Raw genomic sequence first — 18,967 nt, 5'->3', positions numbered from 1 at the left:
ATTTTTTTTGCTTCAGGCTACCACGGATGATAATGGCAATTTGCTAAGTCTTTGTTTTATTGGCAATAATCGGCTAAAAAACTTCATTTATTTTTATAAATTTCCTTGATTGTCGTAAAGAAATACGAAAAGATGACGTTATAGGGTGACATCATCAAAGGAGTGATCATGGACGTTGGTAACATTCCCGCCGTCGCTTCGGCGCTTGCCGCCAAAGAGACCAGCGATTCGGTCAATATCGCGATGTTGAAAAAAGCGCTTGATACCCAGGCCACAGCAGCGGTGGGCATCCTGCAAGCTTTGCCACTGCCCGCCAATCCGAACATCGGCCGCAACGTCAACACGGTTGCCTGATTTCTGATTGCCGGCCTTGTGCTTTGAAATCGCCCTCCCGGGCGATTTTTTGTTTGCGGAGCAGATTCCGTACACTGCAAACGATTTGCATAATAAATTAGTCATTTTGTATTTTTGACTAATTTGTTATGCAATTTCTTGCTTTTCCACAAATGCATAATAAAATGGACATTAAGCCCATCAACACACTTTATTATGCAATCACTTCTCGCTCTCGGCAGTCAGATCCGCAGCGCCCGTAAAGCCCGGCAACTGAGTTCGACCAGTCTGGCCGAGCGCAGCGGCATTCATCGCAACACCCTGCAGGCGCTGGAAACCGGCAAGGGCAATATCGAACTCAGCAAATTGCTGTCGATCTGTGCCGAGCTGGGGCTGGAGCTGTTGCTGGTGCCGCAGGAAGTCTCGGCGCAGCGCGCCGCCGAACAGGGCGGCGAGGGCGCGCGCACCGAATTGTCCGAGCGTCTGCATACCTTGATGAGGAACGGCGCATGAGCATGTTGCGATCCCTGCGCATCCGGCTCGGCGTCACCGAGGTCGGTTCGCTGTTTGCGCTCGACGACGGGCGCGTGTATTTCCGTTTCGACGACGCCTACGCCGTTGACCCGGACCGGCCGGTGCTGTCACAGCTGTATCGCGGCTCGACCGAGGAGCGCACCGTCGCCCAATTGCTCAATCCCGCGCTGGAAGCCAATCGCGGCGACGGCAAGGGTGGTTTGCCGGCATTTTTCCAGAACCTGCTGCCGGAAGGCCAGTTGCGCAAGCATCTGATCGAGCGCGCCGGTCTTGCTCCCGACGACGAGTTCGGCCTGCTGGCCTATTGCGGCAAGGATTTGCCCGGCGACGTATCGGCCTTGTCGGAAACACTCGATGACAGGCATCTCGGTCGCCTGATCGGCCAGGGCCGCGACAGCTACGAAATGAGCGCCGGCCAGTTGCCCACGCCTGACGGCGAATCGATCTCCGGCGTGCAGCCCAAGATCGGCCTGGTGCGCGCAGCGGGCGGGCGTTACGTGATGCGTTCCAAGGATGCGCGCGGCGCGCATTTCATCGGCAAGCTGCCGGCGTCGGATTATCCTCAGATGCCGGAAGTGGAATTCTCGTCGCTGGCGCTGGCGCGCGCTGCCGGTGTGCAGGTGTGCGAGCACGAACTGGTGCCGCTGACGGCGATTGCCGACCGGTTGCCGTTCGGTTTGCGCAGCGACGCCGAGAATTTCCTGCTGATCCATCGCTTCGACCGCGATGCCGGCACGGCGACCGGACGGCTGCACATGGAAGACTTCGCCCAGATCACCGGCACTCCGGCCGCCGCCAAATACGCAGGCACCTACGCAGCGCTCGGCGTGGTGCTGCTGGAGCGCAGCGTCAAGGGCGAGGAAGATCTGTTCGAGCTGCTGCGCCGGATCAAGGTGAACGAGCTGCTCGGCAATTTCGACGCCCACCTCAAGAACTTCAGCATGCTGTATCGCACGCCGCAAGCGGCCGAGCTGTCGCCGGCCTATGACATTGTCGCGTATTCGGCTTACCTCGCCGGCCATGGCCACGCATTGGCGTTTGCGCCCGGAGAAAAGGCGCGGCAACTGCTGACGCCGGCGGTGCTGCGCGAACTCGCCAATATCTGGCGCATTCCCGAACCCAAGCTGCAAATGGTGCTGGTCGATACCGTCGAGCGCGCGATGCAGAGTTGGCCGGAGTTATTGCAAAGCCTGCCGCTCAGCGACACCCAGCGCAGCCGCATCAGGGCGCATCTGGACAACAACCCCAGCGTGATTGCCTGGCAGCGTCGCGCCGCCCGCAAGATCAGCGGCAAGGCGTGACGAGGGAGAAGGAGCGGACATGAAACCGACAGCGCCTTTGCCGCTCAAGGATGGCGTCGCGCCGAGTTACCTGTGGCTGCAGGAGGCCGCGGACTTGTGGAGCAACATGCTGGACTTCCTGACGGCGCGCTTTCCCGGCGTGACGGAAGAGGCCTGGCGTCAGCGCATGGCGCGCGGCGAAGTGGTCAATCAGGATGGCGTCGCGCTGACGCCGGCATCGCCTTATCGGCGCGGCGATTGCATCTTTTACTACCGCGACCTGGAAGGCAGCGAAACGCCGATTCCTTTCACCGAACAGATCCTGCATCAGGACGAGCATCTGCTGGTGGTCGACAAGCCGCATTTCGTGCCGGTGATTCCGACCGGCCGTTTCCTGCACGAAAGCCTGCTGGTGCGCCTGAAAAAGAAAACCGGCCTGGCCGACCTGACGCCGATCCACCGGCTTGACCGCGAGACGGCCGGGGTCCTCATCTTTTCGCACAATCCCGCCAGCCGCGGCGCGTACCAGGCGATGTTCCAGCAACGCACGATGGACAAGACCTATGAGGCGCTGGCCGGCATGCTGGAAGGGCGCAGTTTTCCCTTCGTGCATCGAAGCCGCATGGTTGACGCCGACAAGTTCTTCCTGATGCGCGAAGAAGAGGGCGAGCCTAACTCGGAGACGCACATCGATCTTATTGAGCGGCGCGGCGCACTGGGTTTGTACCGCCTCAATCCGGTCACGGGGCGCAAACACCAGCTGCGCGTACACATGGCGGCGCTCGGCATTCCCATCGTCAACGACAATTTCTATCCGCACGTCGTGCCGGCGGGCACGGCCGACAACTACGACGCGCCGCTGAAACTGCTGGCGCGCTCGATTGCCTTCACCGATCCGCTCAGCGGCGACGTGCGCTATTTCGAAAGTCTCAGGACGCTGTAGCCAGCATCAGGTCGAGGTTCTGTACCGCCGCACCCGAGGCGCCCTTGCCGAGGTTGTCGAATACCGCCGACAGCAATACGTGTCCGTGCTCTTCATTGATGAACACGCCCAGATCCATGTCGTTGGTGCCGTTGAGCGCCTGCGGATTCAGGTGCGTCAGCGTCTTGGTTTCTTCCAGGGGAATCACGCGGACATGCGTAGCGCCGGCATAGTGGCGTGCCAGTGCGGCGTGCAATTGCTTGCCGTCGACACCGGACGCCAGCAGGCGCAATTCCAGCGGGATGGTCAGCACGATGCCCTGGCGGAACGCGCCATAGGCCGGCACGAAGATCGGCCGATGATCGAGGCCGGTGTAACGCTGCATTTCAGGCGGATGCTTGTGCGCCAGCGCGGTGCCGTACACCTGGAAGGCCGGGGCTTGCGCGCCTTGCGGACCTTCATACTGCTCCACGGAAGGACGGCCGCCGCCCGAATAGCCCGACACTGCATGCACGCTGACCGGATAGTCGCGCGGCACCAGGCCGGCTTCGATCAGCGGGCGCAACAGGCTGATCGCGCCGGTCGGATAACAGCCCGGATTGGTCACGCGCGAGGCCGTGGCGATGCGCTGCGCCTGGCCGGCGTCCATCTCGGGGAAACCGTAGACCCAGCCCGCGGTGGTCCGATGCGCCGAGCTGGCATCGATCACGCGCACGGCCGGATTCTCGATGGCGGCCACCGCGTCGCGCGCCGCAGCGTCAGGCAGGCACAGGATGGCGATGTCGCAGGCGTTGATGGCTTCGGCGCGGCGACGCGCGTCCTTGCGCTCGGCCGCCGGCAGCGTCGCCAGTTGCAGGTCGCTGCGGTCACGCAGCCGGTCGTGGATCAGCAGACCGGTGGTGCCTTGGTCGCCGTCGATGAAAACAAGAGGTTTGGCCATGATCGCGTTCCTTCGCTGAACAATTCAATTAACAAGGGAGAGATGAGGCGTTCATCTTCCGTCTCTTGCTAAAATAAGAAAAGTTGAATTTAATAACGACAACATTCAGTTTTGCTGACTTATAGGCCAGTCATGAGAGAAATCAACCTGGATCGCCTGCGCACGCTGGTCGCCATCGCCGACCACGGCTCCTTCGCCGAGGCGGCGCGCGTGCTGCATCTGGCGCCGCCGACCATCAGCCTGCACATCGCTGACCTGGAGGAGCGCATCGGCGCCGCGTTGCTGTCGCGCAAGCGCGGCCAGATCTGGCCGACCACCATCGGCGAAACCCTGATCGAGCGTGCGCGCCGCCTGCTGGCCGATGCCGAACAGGCGCTGGAAGACGTGCAGCGCCAGGTGCAGGGACTGGCCGGGCGCGTGCGGCTGGGCGCTTCGACCGGCGCCATCGCGCATCTGCTGCCGCAGGCATTGGAGGTGCTGGGCCAGGATCATCCCGGCATTGACGTGCAGGTGGAGGTGCTGACCTCGCAGGACACGCTGGCCCGGCTCAGCGAAGGTACGCTCGATGTCGGGCTGGTGGCCTTGCCGCAGACGCCGGTCGCGCGGCTGGTGGTGCAGCCCTGGCGGCGCGATCCGGTGATGGCTTTCCTGCCGTCCGGCTGGCGCAGCCCGGCGCAGGTCACGCCTGAATGGCTGGCGGCGCAACCGCTGATCCTCAACGATGCCGGCACGCGCTTGTCGCACCTGACGCAGGAGTGGTTTGCCGGCGGCGGGCAACGGCCGGCGCCGCGCATCCAGCTCAATTACAACGATGCGATCAAGAGCCTGGTGGCGGCAGGTTACGGCGCGACGCTATTGCCGCATGAGCAGGGCGCGCCGCTGCCCGATCCGCGCGTGCAGATGTTGCCGCTGCGGCCGGCCCTGTGGAGACAATTGGGGATTGCGCATCGCGCGGAGAACATTGAACGTCCGACGCAGCATGTGCTGGACGTGCTGTGGCGTTTCAGTCTCGATTGATGCTGATCTGATGCCGATCAGGCCAGGGCGTCACTGAACGCGGATCTCTCTCCGTTCGGTGCGATCTTGAGCTGATGCAGCGAGGCCACCAGGTCGGCAAAGCGCTGGCCCTGGATCATCACGTGCTGGCGCAGCAGTTCCACGGTGCGTTCGCTGTCGCCGGCGATGATGGCGTTGACCACGCCTTCATGCTCGTCGTAAGACCGTTTCAGGCGGTCGCGCACACGCAGCTGCAGGCGGCGGTAAGGGCGCAGGCGGCGTTGCAGCACGCGCGCCTGTTCTTCCAGGAAGGCATTGTGGCTGCCGGCGTAGATCTGGCCGTGGAAGTCTTCGTTCTTGTAGAAATAGGTATCCGGATCGACCGCATCGCGCGCGTCCTTGCAGGCCTGGTGCGCCGCCATCAGCGAGGCATGCTCGGCAGCCGACATGCGACGCGCCGCCAGACGGCCGCACATCGCCTCCAGCTCGGCCATCACCTCAAACATCTCGATCAATTGCTGCGGCCCGATCTCGGCCACGATGGCGCCGCGCCGCGGCCGCATCACGATGATGCCCATCGATGCCAGCTGGATCAACGCTTCCCGGATCGGCGTACGCGAGACGCCGAACTGTTCGGCCAGGACGGTTTCGTCCAGATGCTGGCCGGGTGCGAGCTTGCCGACGGCGATCAATTCCTCGATCGATTCGCGCAAGGTCTCGGAACGTTTCTTGGGGGTATCCATGGAGTGATATCAAGTATGCAATGAAACCATTCTAAATCATCTTTGGTGCTTGACAATGTATTTGTTTTGTAAGAACGTGTATACAAGAAATCAGCATAAAAAAGCACGACAACAACAAATTCAACGGCGCGCGGGAACCCGGATGAGACATCCCGGCACCTCAAGTTGACATGAGTTCTGAATACGTCGCACCAAATAAAAGTACAAAAAGCAGTATTTCTCTCACCTTAAGGAGGATCAACAATGACTTCGCAAAAACGTAGAAGCATCATCGGTGCGCTCGCGACCGCGCCACTGTGGACGGCAGGTTCGTCGGCGTGGGCGCAGGGTGCGCCCACCTCGCTGAAGATTTCCCATCAATTCCCCGGCGGCACCATCAACGAAGGCGACTTCCGCGATCGCCTCACGCGCATGTTCGCCGAAGGAGTCACCAAACGCACCAACGGCAGCCTCAAGTTCGAGATCTATCCGGGCTCCTCGCTGATGAAGGTCAACGCGCAGTTCTCGGCCATGCGCAAAGGCGCGCTCGACCTGTCGCTGGTGCCGCTCAATTACGCCGGCGGCGAAGTCCCGGAAACCAACATCGGCCTGATGCCGGGCCTGGTGACGTCGTACGCGCAAGGCTCGGCCTGGAAGAACGCCGAAGTCGGCAAGGAACTGGCGCGCATCCTGGCGGAGAAGGGCATCCTGATCGTCAGCTGGATCTGGCAGGCCGGCGGCGTCGCATCACGCACCAAGCCCATCATCAACCCGGAAGACGCGAAGGGCATGAAAGTGCGCGGCGGCTCGCGTGAGATGGACCTGATCCTCAAGGAAGCCGGCGCTGCGGTCGTGACCTTGCCATCCAATGAAATCTACGCCGCGATGCAAACCGGTGCGATGGATGCGGCGATGACCTCGTCGACCTCGTTCATTTCCTTCCGCTTGGAAGAAGTCGCCAAGGCCTTGACCACCGGCCGCGACAAGGCTTACTGGTACATGTTCGAGCCACTGATGATTTCCAAGGCCGTGTTCGAACGCCTGACCAAGGACCAGCAGGCAGCCATTATGGCCGTCGGTGCGGAGATGGAACAGTTCGCGCTGAAGGCTGCGCAGACCGATGACGTCGCCGTCGCCGCCGTGTACCAGAAGGCCGGCGCCAAGGTGGTCGATCTCAACGCCGCCACCGTCAAGAAATGGCAGGATATCGCCCGCGCCACCGCCTGGAAAGACTTCGGCGCCCGCAACGCCAATTGCGCCAACCTGCTCAAACTGGCGGAGAAACTCCTATGAGTCACGGCTTCGAGATGCAGCCGCAGGCCAAGCCTGCCGGGGGTGACATATCAGCCAACGCCGTCGTCGCCGGGCTGCACCATGCGCTGCAGAAGTTCAACAAGCTCGCGGTGTTCCTCGCCATGATTGCGCTGATGCTGACGTCGATCATCCTCACCTATTCGGTAGTGGTGCGCTACTTTTTCCACCAGCCGACCGACTGGCAGGATGAGGCGTCGGTGTTCATGCTGGTGGGCGTGATCTTCCTGTGCTCGGCGTACGTGCAATCGCTGCGCGGCCACATCGGCATCGAAGCGCTGGCCGGCTTCCTGTCGCCGCGGGCCAACCAGGTGCGCATGTTCATCGTCGATCTGATTTCCTTCGTGTTCTGCGCGTTCTTCGCCTGGAAGTCGTGGACGCTGTTCCACGAAGCCTGGGTCGACGGCCAGACTACCTCGTCGACGTTCGCGCCGCCGCTGTGGATTCCCTATTCGATGATGGCGCTCGGCATGACCGTGCTGACGCTGCAATTACTGGTGCAGGTATTGACCCGCATCACCGGTACCGTCCCCGCCAAGGAGCAAGCATGACGCTGACGCCTTTAGTCCTCGGTTCCCTGTACGGGATCGTCACCATCCTCGTGATGTGCTCGGGCATGCCGATCGCATTTGCGCTGGGTGTGGTGGCGACCTCGTTCATGTATTTCTTCATGCCGGCATCCTCGCTCGATACCGTCACGCAAAACGTCTACGAAGAAATCGCTTCCATCACCTTGCTGTCGATTCCGCTGTTCATCCTGAAGGGAGCGGCCATCGGCAAATCACCTGCCGGCAAGGACTTGTACTCGGCCATCCACGCCTGGTTGAATCGCGTGCCGGGCGGCCTCGGCATCGCCAACGTGTTTGCCTGCGCCTTGTTCGCGGCGATGGCGGGCTCGTCGCCGGCAACCTGCTCGGCCATCGGTTCGGCCGGGATTCCGGAAATGCGCCGTCGCGGCTACTCGCCCGGGTTTGCCGCAGGCATCATCGCCGCCGGCGGCACGCTGGGCATTTTGTTGCCGCCCTCGATCACCATGATCCTGTACGCCGTGGCAGCCGAGCAGTCGCTGGGACGCCTGTTCCTCGCCGGCATCGGGCCGGGCGTGTTGCTGGTGATCCTGTTCGCCGGCTATGCCATGTACCGCGCCCGCAAGGAATACCGCCTTGCCCACGCCATCTATACCGGCGGCGGCGCGAAGTCGGCCTATCTCGACGACGAGCATTTCACGCTGGCGCAAAAGGTGGAAATGCTGCCGCGCGTGCTGCCTTTCCTGATCCTGCTGATCGGCGTGATGGTGGCGCTGTACGGCGGCTTTGCAACGCCTTCCGAGACTGCCGGCCTGGGAGCCTTGCTGGCCATCGTGCTGATTGCGGTGGTGTATCGCATCTACAAGCCGCGCGAACTGGTGCCTTTCCTCAGCTCGACCATCAAGGAATCGGGCATGCTGCTGCTGATCATCGGCATGTCGCTGCTGTATTCCTACGTGATGAGCTACCTGCACATCAGCCAGTCGGCGGCGCAGTGGGTGGTGGACATGCACTTGTCGAAATGGCTGCTGCTGGCGGTGATCCTGCTGATGGTGATCGTGCTCGGCTTCTTCCTGCCGCCGGTGTCGATCATCCTGATGACCGCGCCGATCATCCTGCCGCCGTTGCGCGAAGCCGGGTTTGACCTGATCTGGTTCGGCATCGTCATGACCGTGGTCATGGAAATGGGACTGATCCATCCGCCGGTAGGGCTGAACCTGTTCGTGATCAAGAACATCGCGCCCGACATCCCGTTGTCGGAAGTGATCAAAGGCACGATCCCGTTCCTGGCGCTGATGTTTCTGGCCGTGATCCTGCTGTGCATTTTCCCGGGCATCGCCACCGGCTTGCCCGACATCATCATGGGAGTGAAGTAAATGTCCGCCACCGACCACGTCTGGAATCGTCGGCAAACCAATCGCAATGAACGCCTGGCGCGCGCAAGCAGCGCGTTAGGCAACGCGCTCGAAGGAAAGCTGTTGCCGGCGGCGCGCATTGCCGATCTGTTGTACGCGGTCATCGAATCGGGCGACCGCGTCTGCCTCGAAGGCAATAACCAGAAGCAGGCCGACTTCCTGTCGAAGGCGCTGGCCGGGCTGGACCCCGCGCGTGTGCACGACTTGCACATGCTGTTTTCGGTGCTGGCCTTGCCGGAGCATCTGGACGTGTTCGAAAAAGGCATCGCCTCGAAACTGGACTTTTCCTTCTCCGGTCCCCAGGCCGGCCGGTTGGCCAAGCTGGCGTCCGCCGGCAAACTCAACATCGGTGCGATCCATACCTATCTGGAATTGTTCGGCCGCTATTTCGTCGACCTGACGCCGCGCGTCGCCCTAGTGGCGGCGCAGGCGGCGGATCGCCATGGCAATCTGTATACCGGTCCCAACACCGAGGACACGCCCGCCATCGTCGAGGCGACCACCTTCAGCAGCGGCATCGTCATCGCCCAGGTCAATGAAATCGTGGACGTGCTGCCGCGCATCGACATCCCGGCCGACTGGGTCAGCTTCGTGACCAAGGCGCCGACGCCACATTACATCGAGCCTCTGTTTACGCGCGACCCGGCGCAAATCTCCGAGATTCAGGTGCTCATGGCGATGATGGCCATCAAGGGCATCTACGCCGAATACGAAGTCCAGCGCCTGAACCACGGCATCGGCTTCGATACCGCAGCCATCGAGCTGATCCTGCCGACCTATGGCGAATCCCTCGGCCTGCGCGGCAAGATCTGCAAGCACTGGGCGCTCAATCCGCATCCGGCGCTGATCCCCGCGATTGAAGCGGGCTTTGTCGAATCGGTGCATTCCTTTGGCTCCGAACTGGGCATGGAAGACTACATCCGTGCGCGTCCCGACATCTTCTTCATCGGACCGGACGGCTCCATGCGCAGCAACCGCGCGTTCTCGCAAACGGCCGGTCACTACGCCTGCGACATGTTCATCGGCTCGACGCTGCAGATCGACTTGCAGGGCAATTCATCGACCGCGACACTGGGCCGCATCGCTGGCTTCGGCGGTGCTCCCAACATGGGCGCCGATGCACGCGGCCGCCGTCATGCCAGTTCGGCTTGGCTCAAGGCGGGTCAACAGGCGCGGGCGGGCAAGAACACCATCCCGCGCGGCCAGAAGCTGGTGGTGCAGACCGTGGAAACCTTCCGCGAACACATGCAGCCGGCCTTCGTCGACCGCCTCGACGCCTGGCAACTGGCCGAGCAGGCCAACATGCCGATCCCGCCGGTGATGATCTACGGCGACGACGTCACGCACATCCTCACCGAAGAAGGCATCGCAAATCTGCTGCTCTGCCGTACCGAAGAAGAGCGCGAGCAGGCCATCCGCGGCGTCGCCGGTTACACGCCCGTCGGCCTGGCGCGCGACAAGCGCATGGTCGAGAATTTGCGTGACCGGGGCATCATCCGCCGCGCCGAAGACCTGGGCATCGACAAGCGTCTCGCCACGCGCGACCTGCTCGCCGCCAAGAACATGAAAGATCTGGTGCGCACTTCCGGCGGCCTGTACAACCCGCCCAAACGTTTCAGGAACTGGTGATATGGAAACCTTGAACTATCGTTTTGAAAACGGCACCCGCAAGCTCTCCGCCAAGGCCGAGCTGGTCGGCGTAGTCAGTTCCGGCAACCTCGAGGTGCTGATCGAATCGGCCGACCTGCAGGGCGGTTGCGCCATCGAGATCAAAACCGCGGCGCGCGGTTTCGGCGCCATCTGGGAAGCCGTCATCGGCGACTTCAACAAGCGCTGGCAACTGGCCGACACGCGTATCTCGATCAACGACATGGGCGCCACGCCGGCAGTGGTCAGCTTGCGTCTGGATCAGGCGGTGGAATCTGTTGTGGAGGCAAAATGACATCCAGCTATTTGGAAGCCAACGCGCGCGAACGCATCGCGCAGGTGCTTGACGCCGGCAGCTTCGAAGAATTCCTGCCGCCGTCGAAACGCATCGTCAGTCCGCACCTGGGCCAGCTCGATGCGCCGGTGTCGTTCGACGACGGCGTCGTGGTGGGGCGCGGTGCGCTCAACGGCGCCAAGGTATTCGCCGTCGCGCAGGAGGGCGGTTTCATGGGCGGCGCGGTCGGCGAAGTGCACGGCGCCAAGCTGGTCGGCCTGCTCAAGCGCGCGGTGCAGGAACGCGCCGAGGGCATCCTCCTGTTGCTGGAAACCGGCGGTGTGCGTCTGCACGAAGCCAACGCCGGCCTGATCGCGGTTTCCGAAGTGATGCGCGCCGTGCTGGACACGCGCGCAGCGGGCATTCCCGTGATCGTGCTGGTGGGCGGGTCCAACGGCTGCTTCGGCGGCATGGGCATCGTCGCGCGCTGCGCCAACGCCATCATCATGTCCGAAGAAGGACGCCTGGCGATGTCCGGACCGGAAGTCATCGAGACCGCCAACGGCGTCGAAGAATTCGACTCGCGCGATCGCGCGCTGGTCTGGCGCACTACCGGCGGCAAGCACCGCTACCTGCTCGGCGATTGCCACGGCATCGTCGCCGACGATACCGCAGCCTTCCGGACCGCCGCTACGCAGGCGCTGAAGGCGTTCAAGAACAATCCGACGGCGCTGAGCCTGCAGGCATTGGAAGCCGAGCAAGCCATGCTGGAGCAGCGCATTGCGCGCTTCGGCGACGCCGCCGATCCGCTGGAAATCTGGCAGCGCCTCGGCATCGGCAAGCCGCAAGACATCGCCATGCTGGAGGCCGCCGCGTTCACGGCACTGGCGGAACCGCATCGCGTGAAGGGGCAAGCATGAGCTGGCAAACACTGGCGGACGATCTATTCCCGCAAGGCCACAGCATTACCGAGAAAGCCGACTTCCTGTCCGGCACGGCCCAGGTCGACGGCGAGGTTGTCGCCATCGTCGGCACCACCGGCCACACGCCGATCGGCATCGAGATCGCCTTGTCGCAGGCGCAGGCCATCCTGAATACCGTACGCGAACACCCCGGCCGCGCCATCGTCATCCTGGTCGACACGCAAGGCCAGCGGCTGCGCCACCGCGACGAGATGCTCGGGATCAACAGCTACATGGCGCATCTCGGCAAATGTATCGACCTCGCGCGCCGCGAGGGCCACAAGATCATCGGCCTGGTCTATGACCAGGCGTTGTCAGGCGGCTTCATCACCAGCGGCCTGATGGCGGATGCCTGCTATGCGCTGCCGAACGCGACGATTCGCGTGATGGGCTTGCCGGCGATGGCGCGCATCACCAAGGTGCCGGAAGAGCGCCTGGTCGAATTGGCCAGGAGCAACCCGGTATTCGCTCCCGGTCCTGAAAATTATCATCGCATGGGTGGCGTCGCCGAGATCTGGAATGGCGATCTGGCAGTTCAATTGGCGCAAGCGCTGGCTACGGCGGAAGATACCGACCGGCGCGCAGCGGTCGGCTTGCAGCGCGGCGGCCGCAACTGGTCGCAGCGCGTGGTTGACGCCATCGTCAGCGGCAGCGATGTCAAGCCGCTCTGAATTGTCCGCCCGCCACGGACTGGCCTGGCTCAACGAGGCCGGTTGGCTCGATGCGCTCGCGCGCGTGGCCGATGAACATCGCTTCGCCGTGCAGCGCTGGCGGCAGCACGATTGGCCGGCGGTGATCCGTCGCCGTGATGCCGATTGCGCATCCGGCGAGATCTGTCTCGGCATTGCCTTGCCGCCTGATCGGGACGGCGTCAAATTGCGCGTGGCCTTGCGCGTCGCCCTGCAGGGCGTGCGGGAGATGCGTGCGCCGCTGGAGATTGCCGATGTTATCGAACATGCCGGATCGCAATGGCGGGATGATCTGCGCGTCATGCATGACCAGATCGCGGCGCAAGGACTGACGATTCGCGTGTACGGTTCGCTGGCTTTGCAGGCGCTCACCGGACTTTCCTATTTGCGCCCGGCGTCGGATATCGACGTGCTGTTTTCACCGCAGGACAGGTTGCAACTGGAGCATGGCGTGTCCTTGCTGCAGCGGCACGCCCTGCGCTTGCCGCTGGATGGCGAGATTGCCTTCCCCTCCGGCCATGCGGTGGCATGGAAAGAATGGGCGCAAGCCTGCGGCAGGTCCGACAACCGCGTGCTGGTCAAGCACGGCAGCGGCGTTGCCTTGCAGCGGGTGGATGAATTGCTGGCCGCACTGGAGGAGCACGCGTGCGCGGCGTAGATCACCTCGTTACCTTGCCCGCCATGCGCTTGCCGGTGGCGATGCATTACACCGAACGGCGCCGCCGCCAGCGCCGGCAGCAAGCTTTCTGCCGTGAGCTCGCGCGCATGGCGTTGCGCAGCCTGCATCAGGAACTGACGCTGTATCCCAAACCGGGCCTGGTCTCGCCGGTCGACAAGGGCAGCCACGATGACATGGATGCCTCGACTTTCATGCGCAGCCTGTTTTCGCTGCGCCGTTATTTTTCCGATATCGCCACCGCCGGCATGGCGGGCGCGTCCTTCACCGAACTCAAGCGCCTTGGCATCGAAGCCGAGCAGCGCATGCTCAGGGCGACCGGCGGCATCAATACGCATCGCGGCGCGATCTTTTGCCTGGGCATGCTGAGCGCGTCGATTGCCTGCTGTCGCGGCCAGGAAATGATGTTGTCGCCGCAAGCGATTCGCGCGACCCTGCTGATCCGTTGGGGCGATGCGTTGACGGGACACACCAATTCAAAGGGCGGTCGTGAAGAACCCGCCAGCCACGGCTTGCGTGTCGCCGCGCGTCACGCCGTTGGCGGTGCGCGGGAAGAAGGGGCGCTCGGTTTTCCTTCCGTATTCGAGATCGCCTTGCCGCAATTGCAGGCCACGCTTGCGGCCGGGCGCGACTGGCATTGCGCCAAGACCGACGCCTTGTTTGCCCTGATGGCGCATGTCAGCGATACCAACGTCTATCACCGCGGCGGCGCTGCCGGTGCGGCCCTGGTGCAGCAACGCAGTCGCGATTTCCTGGCGCAAGGGGGCACTTCTGATGGGGCATGGCAGGCGCGAGCGGAGGCGATTCATCATGAATTTGTCGAGCACCGCCTGTCGCCCGGCGGCGCCGCCGATCTGCTGGCGGCGGCTTGCCTGATCCACGCGGCGTGCGGTGGCGAGCTCGCGGCATGAGCCAAGGATTCGCCGTTCTTTGTCCGGGACAGGGCGGTCAGCATCCCGCGATGTTCGATCTGCTGCGCGCCGATACACGAGGCCAGGACATCCTGCGCGAGCAAGTTCTCGCTACCCGGTTCGACCGTCCCCTCGACGAGATTCTGCACGATCCGCAATTGCTGTTCGCCAACCGCTACGCACAGCCGCTGATTGTGGCGACCGGCCTGGCGGCCTGGCGTGTTTTGCGCGACGAGCTGCCGCCGCCTGCACTGGTTGCCGGTTACAGCATCGGCGAGCTGACTGCCTACGGCGTCGCCGGCGCGCTTACGGATAACGAGGCTATCGATCTCGCTGCGGCGCGTGCCGCGTACATGGATGCCAGTCTGGCACAAGCGCCGCATCAGGGCCTGATGTCGGTCGGTGGTGTCGAGGCCGGCGAAGTGGAGGAGCTGTTGCGGCGTCATGGCGCATTCGTGGCGATCGTCACCGGTTTCGATACGCTCATCGCCGGCGGTCGCAGCGACGACTTGCTGGCTGCGGCAAATGAACTGGAAGGTCTTGGCGCCAGGACGGGAATTTTGCCGGTCGGCATCGCGTCGCACACGCCGCTGATGGAATCTGCGCTGTCGCCGTTCACGGCAGCGCTGGACGCATTGGATTTTCGCGAACCTGCCTGCGCAGTGCTGGCGGGAGTGTCGGGATTGGAAATTCATGACATTCCGTCGGCACGCCGCACGCTTGCGCAGCAGCTGACGCACACGATACGCTGGTCGTCCTGCATGGACGCCTGCGCTGAACGCGGCGTCGGCGTCGCGCTCGAACTGGGGCCCGGTTCGGCCCTCTCGCGCATGCTGCGTGAACGCCATCCCCACATCGAATGCCGCTCGGTTTCCGACTTCCGCAGTCTTGCGGGGGTAGTGAACTGGTTACGTAGCCGGCTCGACTGAATCACGCCGCGACGCACAAGATCGTCACCCGCAAGCGCCCATCCCAGGCAGCTTTCCAACCTACTACGCAGACCTTGGTTGACTAAAAGACAAGGTTTGCACATTGCTCATCAAAACGCGAACGTACGCTTGAAATGTAACTATCAATTAGGTACATTGGACTCGTCCATTACCTTAATAACAATCATAAAAATAACATTGCCATATTGGTAATGGCGATTGTCCCGGATGGCGCTTCGCTTCCCAAAACTGACAAACTTGCAAGACCGCAGCGGGGGCGAAAAGACGTGACTCATTGACGCATCTTTCGTACGGATAAAAACGATGAACTCACAGGTCTCCGAGAAGGAGATTACGGATTTCCAACTGTTGTTCGAATCGGTGCCGGGGCTGTTCCTGGTCTTGCTGCCCGACTTCACCATCATCGCCGTGAGCGATGCGTACTCGCAGGCGACACTGACCAGGCGAGAACAAATCGTCGGTCGCCATCTGTTCGATGTGTTTCCCGACAATCCCGACGATCCGGCTGCCGACGGCGTGGCCAATCTGCGCAGTTCGCTCGAGCGGGTGCTGGCGACCAAGGCGCCTCATGCGATGGCGATGCAGAAATACGATGTGCCCTATCCCGACGGCAAGGGGTTCGAAACCCGTTACTGGAGCCCGTCCAATTTCCCCGTGTTCGGCAAGGATGGCGCTGTCCGCTACATCATGCATCGCGCCGAAGACATTACCTCCTACGTGCAGCTCAAGAAAGAGCGGCATGAACTGGGCCGGCTGAGCGACCAGCTGCGGGAGCAAGGCAACGCCCAGGAACATGAAGTGCCGGCGCCGAGCGGTGACGTGATCGCCGGTTTCCGGCACTTGCATGCACTGAACCGCGCGCTGAAACTTGAGATCCTTGCGCGCAACCAGCTTGAAGATGCGAACCGTGAACTGACGCGCCAATTGCAGCGCAACATCGAGAAGCTCGAGGCCAGCAACAAGGAGCTGGAAAGCTTCAGCTATTCGGTCTCGCATGACCTGCGCGCCCCGCTGCGCGCGGTGGACGGCTTTGCGCGCATGCTGGAGGAAGATGCCGCCGATCAGCTCGATGAAGAGGGCTTGCGCAAGCTGCAGGTGATCCGCAACAACACGCGCAACATGGGACGGCTGATCGATGAATTGCTGGAGTTTTCACGCCTCGGCCGCAAGGAACTCAACTACGGCCATCTGGACATGGCCGCGATGGCGCAGGCCTGTTTCGACGACGCCGCCAGCGCGGCAACGTCGCCGGCCACCTTGCGGCTGGGCGACCTGCCGGCAGTCGAAGGCGACATCACGCTGATCAGGCAGGTGTGGATCAATCTGCTGGCGAACGCGCTCAAATTCAGCGCCAGGCGCGAGCAGATACTGATCGACGTCAGCGCCGAGCTGGCCGACGGCATGCTGATCTACACCGTGCGCGACAACGGCGCCGGATTCGACATGCGCTACTACAACAAGCTGTTCGGCGTGTTCCAGCGCCTGCACCGCGCAAGCGAATTCGAAGGCACCGGCGTCGGCCTGGCGATCGTGCACCGCATCGTCACGCGCCACGGCGGTCGCGTCTGGGCCGAGGGTGTGGTCGGCGAAGGCGCGGCATTCCATTTCACCTTGCCTGCAGCAACGGGGGAGCAGACGCATGGACCGCTTTGAAAAGATCGACATCCTGCTGGTGGAAGACAATCCCTGCGACGCCGAATTATTGCTGCGCGCGTTGCAAAGGAGGAAGTTCATCAACAAAGTGCCGGTACCTTAAAAAAGAATCGGGGACGGGGATGAGAAGAAACACGCTGAAGATACTCATGGTGGAAGACGATCCCGGGGACGTTGAACTGGCGCGCTACGAGCTGACGCGTGCCGGTATCGCATGCGATGTCCAGCAAGTGGATACGGAAGACGCTTTCGTCGATGCCTTGAGCCGCTACCGGCCCGATATCGTGCTCGGCGATTTTTCCCTGCCCGATTTCGACGGCATGTCGGCGCTGCAAATCGTGCAGCAAACCGCGCCCGACACGCCGTTCCTGTTCGTCTCCGGCACCATGGGCGAAGAGCGCGCGATCAAGGCGCTCAAGCAGGGCGCCTACGACTACGTGCTCAAGTCCAATCTGGCGCGCCTGCCTTCGGCGGTTGAACGCGCGCTGCAGGAGGCGCACCAGCACCAGATCCGCAACAAGATGGAACAAGCGCTGCAGGCCGAACGCAATTTGCTGTCCGCCATTTTCGACACGACAGGTGCGTTGGGACTGGTGCTGGACAAGGAGGGCCGCATCGTGCGCTTCAACCAGGCGGCCGAGCGCACTACCGGCTACACACTGTCGCAAGTGCAGGGCAAGTATTTCTGGGATGTTTTCTTTCCGGCCGAAGAACGCGAACCGGTGCGCAATCAATTCATCAATTGGCATGTGCAGACGCAGCCGCTGCAATACCAGAGTCGCTGGCTTACCGCAGGCGGCGAGCGGCGCGAGATACTGTGGCTCACCACCTTTCTGCAGGAAGACCACGGCTCCGCGCTCAACTATGTCTGCAGCGGCATCGACATCACGCAGTGGCGTCAGGCGGAAGACCGCGTCCACCGGCTCAGCAACTACGATGTCCTGACCGGCCTGCCCAATCGCAGCCTGCTGCGCGACCGGCTTGAGCAAGGCATCGCGCGCGTTGAGCGCGAGCGCCGGCCCGGACTGCTGGCGGTGATCCTGATCGGCGTGCGCGGCGCGATCGCCGTGCGCGAGGGACTCGGTCTGCAGCTGAGTGAGGACGCGCTGGTGGAGGCCAGCCGCAGGCTCGCCGGATTAATGCAGCGTGATGCCACCCTGGCGCGTTTCGGCGACACCAGTTTCGCCATGGTGTTGCACGTGCCGGAGCAGGATCAGATCGCCATGGCGGTGCAGGAAATAATCGACGTGCTCGACTTGCCGTATCTCGTCGACGGCCACGAAGGCGTCTATCTCGAATCGAACATCGGCGTGACCATTTATCCGAACGATGGCGACAGCGGCGACGCCTTGCTGCAAGCCGCCGAGGTCGCGATGCACCGCGCCATGGAAAATGTGCTGGAGCGCTTCCAGTTCTATACCCCGGCGCTCAACGGCCAGGTCAGCCATCGCCTGCAGATGGCGTCACACCTGCGCCACGCGGTGCGGAAGAAGGAAATGTTGCTGCACTATCAGCCGCAGGTGTCGCTGCAAAGCGGCAAGATCGTCGGCGTCGAGGCGTTGCTGCGCTGGCAGCATCCGGAAAAAGGCATGATCTCGCCGATGGAGTTTATCCCGCTGGCGGAAGAAACCGGACTGATCGTGCCAATCGGCGAATGGGTATTGCGTACCGCCTGCGAACAGGCGCAGCGCTGGCATGATCTGGGCGTGCACGGGCTGACCATGGCGGTCAACCTGTCGGCCAAACAGTTCGCCCAGAAGAACCTGGCGGCGATGGTGCGCCAGGCGCTGGACGACAGCGGTTTCAGTTCGCATTGCCTGGAGCTGGAGTTGACCGAAAGCGCCTCCATGGAGTCGCCCGAAAAAAGCATCGAGGTCATGAAGCTGCTCAAGGCGATGGGTGTGCGGCTATCGATCGATGATTTCGGCACCGGCTATTCCAATCTCAATTACCTCAAACGGTTTCCGGTCGACCAGCTCAAGATCGACCGTTCCTTCGTGCGCGATGTCGGCACCGACGCCGACGATCTTGCCATCGCCCGCGCCGTGATTGCACTGGCGCGCAGCCTGCATCTGGAAGTGCTGGCCGAGGGCGTCGAAGACCTGGTGCAGTACGAAATCATGAAGGAAAACGGCTGCGACAAGGTGCAGGGCTATTACTTCAGCACGCCGCTGGCCGTGGATGAATGCACCCGGCTATTGCTGGCGCGTTCGACATTTTCGTGA

The 18,967-nt window shown here is 62.4% G+C and carries 19 protein-coding genes; 17 read left to right on the top strand and 2 right to left on the bottom strand.

The genetic code is table 11. The features are described from left to right. The first annotated feature begins 168 nt into the window (after positions 1-168). The 4 genes from F506_RS15825 (at position 169) to F506_RS15810 (ending at position 3,090) form a co-directional block, all read left to right on the top strand. On the top strand, positions 169-354 hold the full coding sequence (locus F506_RS15825; RefSeq protein WP_053198971.1) for a YjfB family protein: 186 nt from the start codon (positions 169-171) through the stop codon (positions 352-354). 195 nt (positions 355-549) lie between these two features. After that, the gene (locus F506_RS15820; RefSeq protein WP_053197512.1) at positions 550-846 is read left to right on the top strand and encodes a helix-turn-helix transcriptional regulator; all 297 of its coding nucleotides are present in this window, start codon (positions 550-552) and stop codon (positions 844-846) included. After that, positions 843-2,168 (top strand): type II toxin-antitoxin system HipA family toxin, encoded by a 1,326-nt coding sequence (locus F506_RS15815; protein ID WP_053197514.1) that lies wholly within the window; start codon positions 843-845, stop codon positions 2,166-2,168. The genes F506_RS15820 and F506_RS15815 overlap by 4 nt, the downstream gene beginning before the upstream one ends. A 19-nt stretch (positions 2,169-2,187) precedes the next feature. Next, complete coding sequence (locus tag F506_RS15810) at positions 2,188-3,090, top strand: pseudouridine synthase (protein WP_053198969.1); 903 nt, start codon at positions 2,188-2,190, stop codon at positions 3,088-3,090. Here the strand turns inward: F506_RS15810 and argC are convergent. Next, on the bottom strand, positions 3,077-4,009 hold the full coding sequence (argC, locus tag F506_RS15805; RefSeq protein WP_053198967.1) for an N-acetyl-gamma-glutamyl-phosphate reductase: 933 nt from the start codon (positions 4,007-4,009) through the stop codon (positions 3,077-3,079). The two genes, F506_RS15810 and argC, sit on opposite strands and share 14 nt — an antisense overlap. Positions 4,010-4,141: 132 nt before the next feature. Between argC and F506_RS15800 the strand changes: the two genes are divergently transcribed. Further along, positions 4,142-5,026, top strand: coding sequence for a LysR family transcriptional regulator (locus tag F506_RS15800; RefSeq protein WP_053198965.1), 885 nt, complete (start codon positions 4,142-4,144; stop codon positions 5,024-5,026). Between the two features lie 17 nt (positions 5,027-5,043). Here F506_RS15800 and F506_RS15795 read toward each other — a convergent pair whose 3' ends face one another. Beyond that, positions 5,044-5,748, bottom strand: coding sequence for a GntR family transcriptional regulator (locus tag F506_RS15795; protein ID WP_053198964.1), 705 nt, complete (start codon positions 5,746-5,748; stop codon positions 5,044-5,046). Positions 5,749-5,991: 243 nt separating this feature from the next. Here F506_RS15795 and dctP point away from each other — a divergent pair, with 243 nt between their 5' ends. The 12 genes from dctP to F506_RS15735 all read left to right on the top strand — a co-directional run bounded on the left by dctP (position 5,992) and on the right by F506_RS15735 (position 18,967). Continuing rightward, positions 5,992-7,020, top strand: a complete 1,029-nt coding sequence (gene dctP, locus F506_RS15790; RefSeq protein WP_053198962.1) for a TRAP transporter substrate-binding protein DctP — start codon at positions 5,992-5,994, stop codon at positions 7,018-7,020. After that, positions 7,017-7,589 (top strand): TRAP transporter small permease, encoded by a 573-nt coding sequence (locus F506_RS15785; RefSeq protein WP_053198956.1) that lies wholly within the window; start codon positions 7,017-7,019, stop codon positions 7,587-7,589. The genes dctP and F506_RS15785 overlap by 4 nt, the downstream gene beginning before the upstream one ends. 2 nt (positions 7,590-7,591) lie before the next feature. Continuing rightward, positions 7,592-8,941 carry a TRAP transporter large permease gene (locus tag F506_RS15780; RefSeq protein ID WP_053201709.1) on the top strand — a complete coding sequence of 450 codons (1,350 nt, stop codon included), beginning with the start codon at positions 7,592-7,594 and terminating at the stop codon, positions 8,939-8,941. Continuing rightward, positions 8,942-10,609: a malonate decarboxylase subunit alpha gene (mdcA, locus tag F506_RS15775; RefSeq protein WP_053198954.1), complete on the top strand. Its 1,668-nt coding sequence runs from the start codon at positions 8,942-8,944 to the stop codon at positions 10,607-10,609. Position 10,610: 1 nt separating this feature from the next. Next, positions 10,611-10,922 (top strand): malonate decarboxylase acyl carrier protein, encoded by a 312-nt coding sequence (mdcC, locus tag F506_RS15770; RefSeq protein ID WP_053198952.1) that lies wholly within the window; start codon positions 10,611-10,613, stop codon positions 10,920-10,922. Then, a complete protein-coding gene (locus tag F506_RS15765; RefSeq protein WP_053198950.1) occupies positions 10,919-11,821 on the top strand; it encodes a biotin-independent malonate decarboxylase subunit beta in 903 nt (300 codons plus the stop codon). Before mdcC ends, F506_RS15765 begins: the two co-directional genes overlap by 4 nt. Beyond that, positions 11,818-12,534, top strand: a complete 717-nt coding sequence (mdcE, locus tag F506_RS15760; protein WP_053198948.1) for a biotin-independent malonate decarboxylase subunit gamma — start codon at positions 11,818-11,820, stop codon at positions 12,532-12,534. Before F506_RS15765 ends, mdcE begins: the two co-directional genes overlap by 4 nt. Next, entirely contained in the window at positions 12,518-13,210 is a 693-nt protein-coding gene (gene mdcG, locus F506_RS15755) for a malonate decarboxylase holo-[acyl-carrier-protein] synthase (protein WP_053198947.1), read from the top strand. Before mdcE ends, mdcG begins: the two co-directional genes overlap by 17 nt. Positions 13,211-13,251: 41 nt before the next feature. Beyond that, positions 13,252-14,139, top strand: coding sequence for a triphosphoribosyl-dephospho-CoA synthase MdcB (gene mdcB / locus F506_RS15750; RefSeq protein ID WP_235471557.1), 888 nt, complete (start codon positions 13,252-13,254; stop codon positions 14,137-14,139). Next, complete coding sequence (locus F506_RS15745; RefSeq protein ID WP_053198946.1) at positions 14,136-15,068, top strand: ACP S-malonyltransferase; 933 nt, start codon at positions 14,136-14,138, stop codon at positions 15,066-15,068. The genes mdcB and F506_RS15745 overlap by 4 nt, the downstream gene beginning before the upstream one ends. 324 nt (positions 15,069-15,392) lie before the next feature. Continuing rightward, complete coding sequence (locus tag F506_RS15740) at positions 15,393-16,742, top strand: ATP-binding protein (protein ID WP_053198943.1); 1,350 nt, start codon at positions 15,393-15,395, stop codon at positions 16,740-16,742. Positions 16,743-16,864: 122 nt separating this feature from the next. After that, entirely contained in the window at positions 16,865-18,967 is a 2,103-nt protein-coding gene (locus tag F506_RS15735) for a putative bifunctional diguanylate cyclase/phosphodiesterase (RefSeq protein WP_053198941.1), read from the top strand.

Origin of the sequence: Herbaspirillum hiltneri N3, assembly GCF_001267925.1 — a bacterium.
Classification (GTDB): Bacteria; Pseudomonadota; Gammaproteobacteria; order Burkholderiales; family Burkholderiaceae_D; genus Herbaspirillum; species Herbaspirillum hiltneri.
This window is presented reverse-complemented; position numbering and strand designations above follow the sequence as displayed.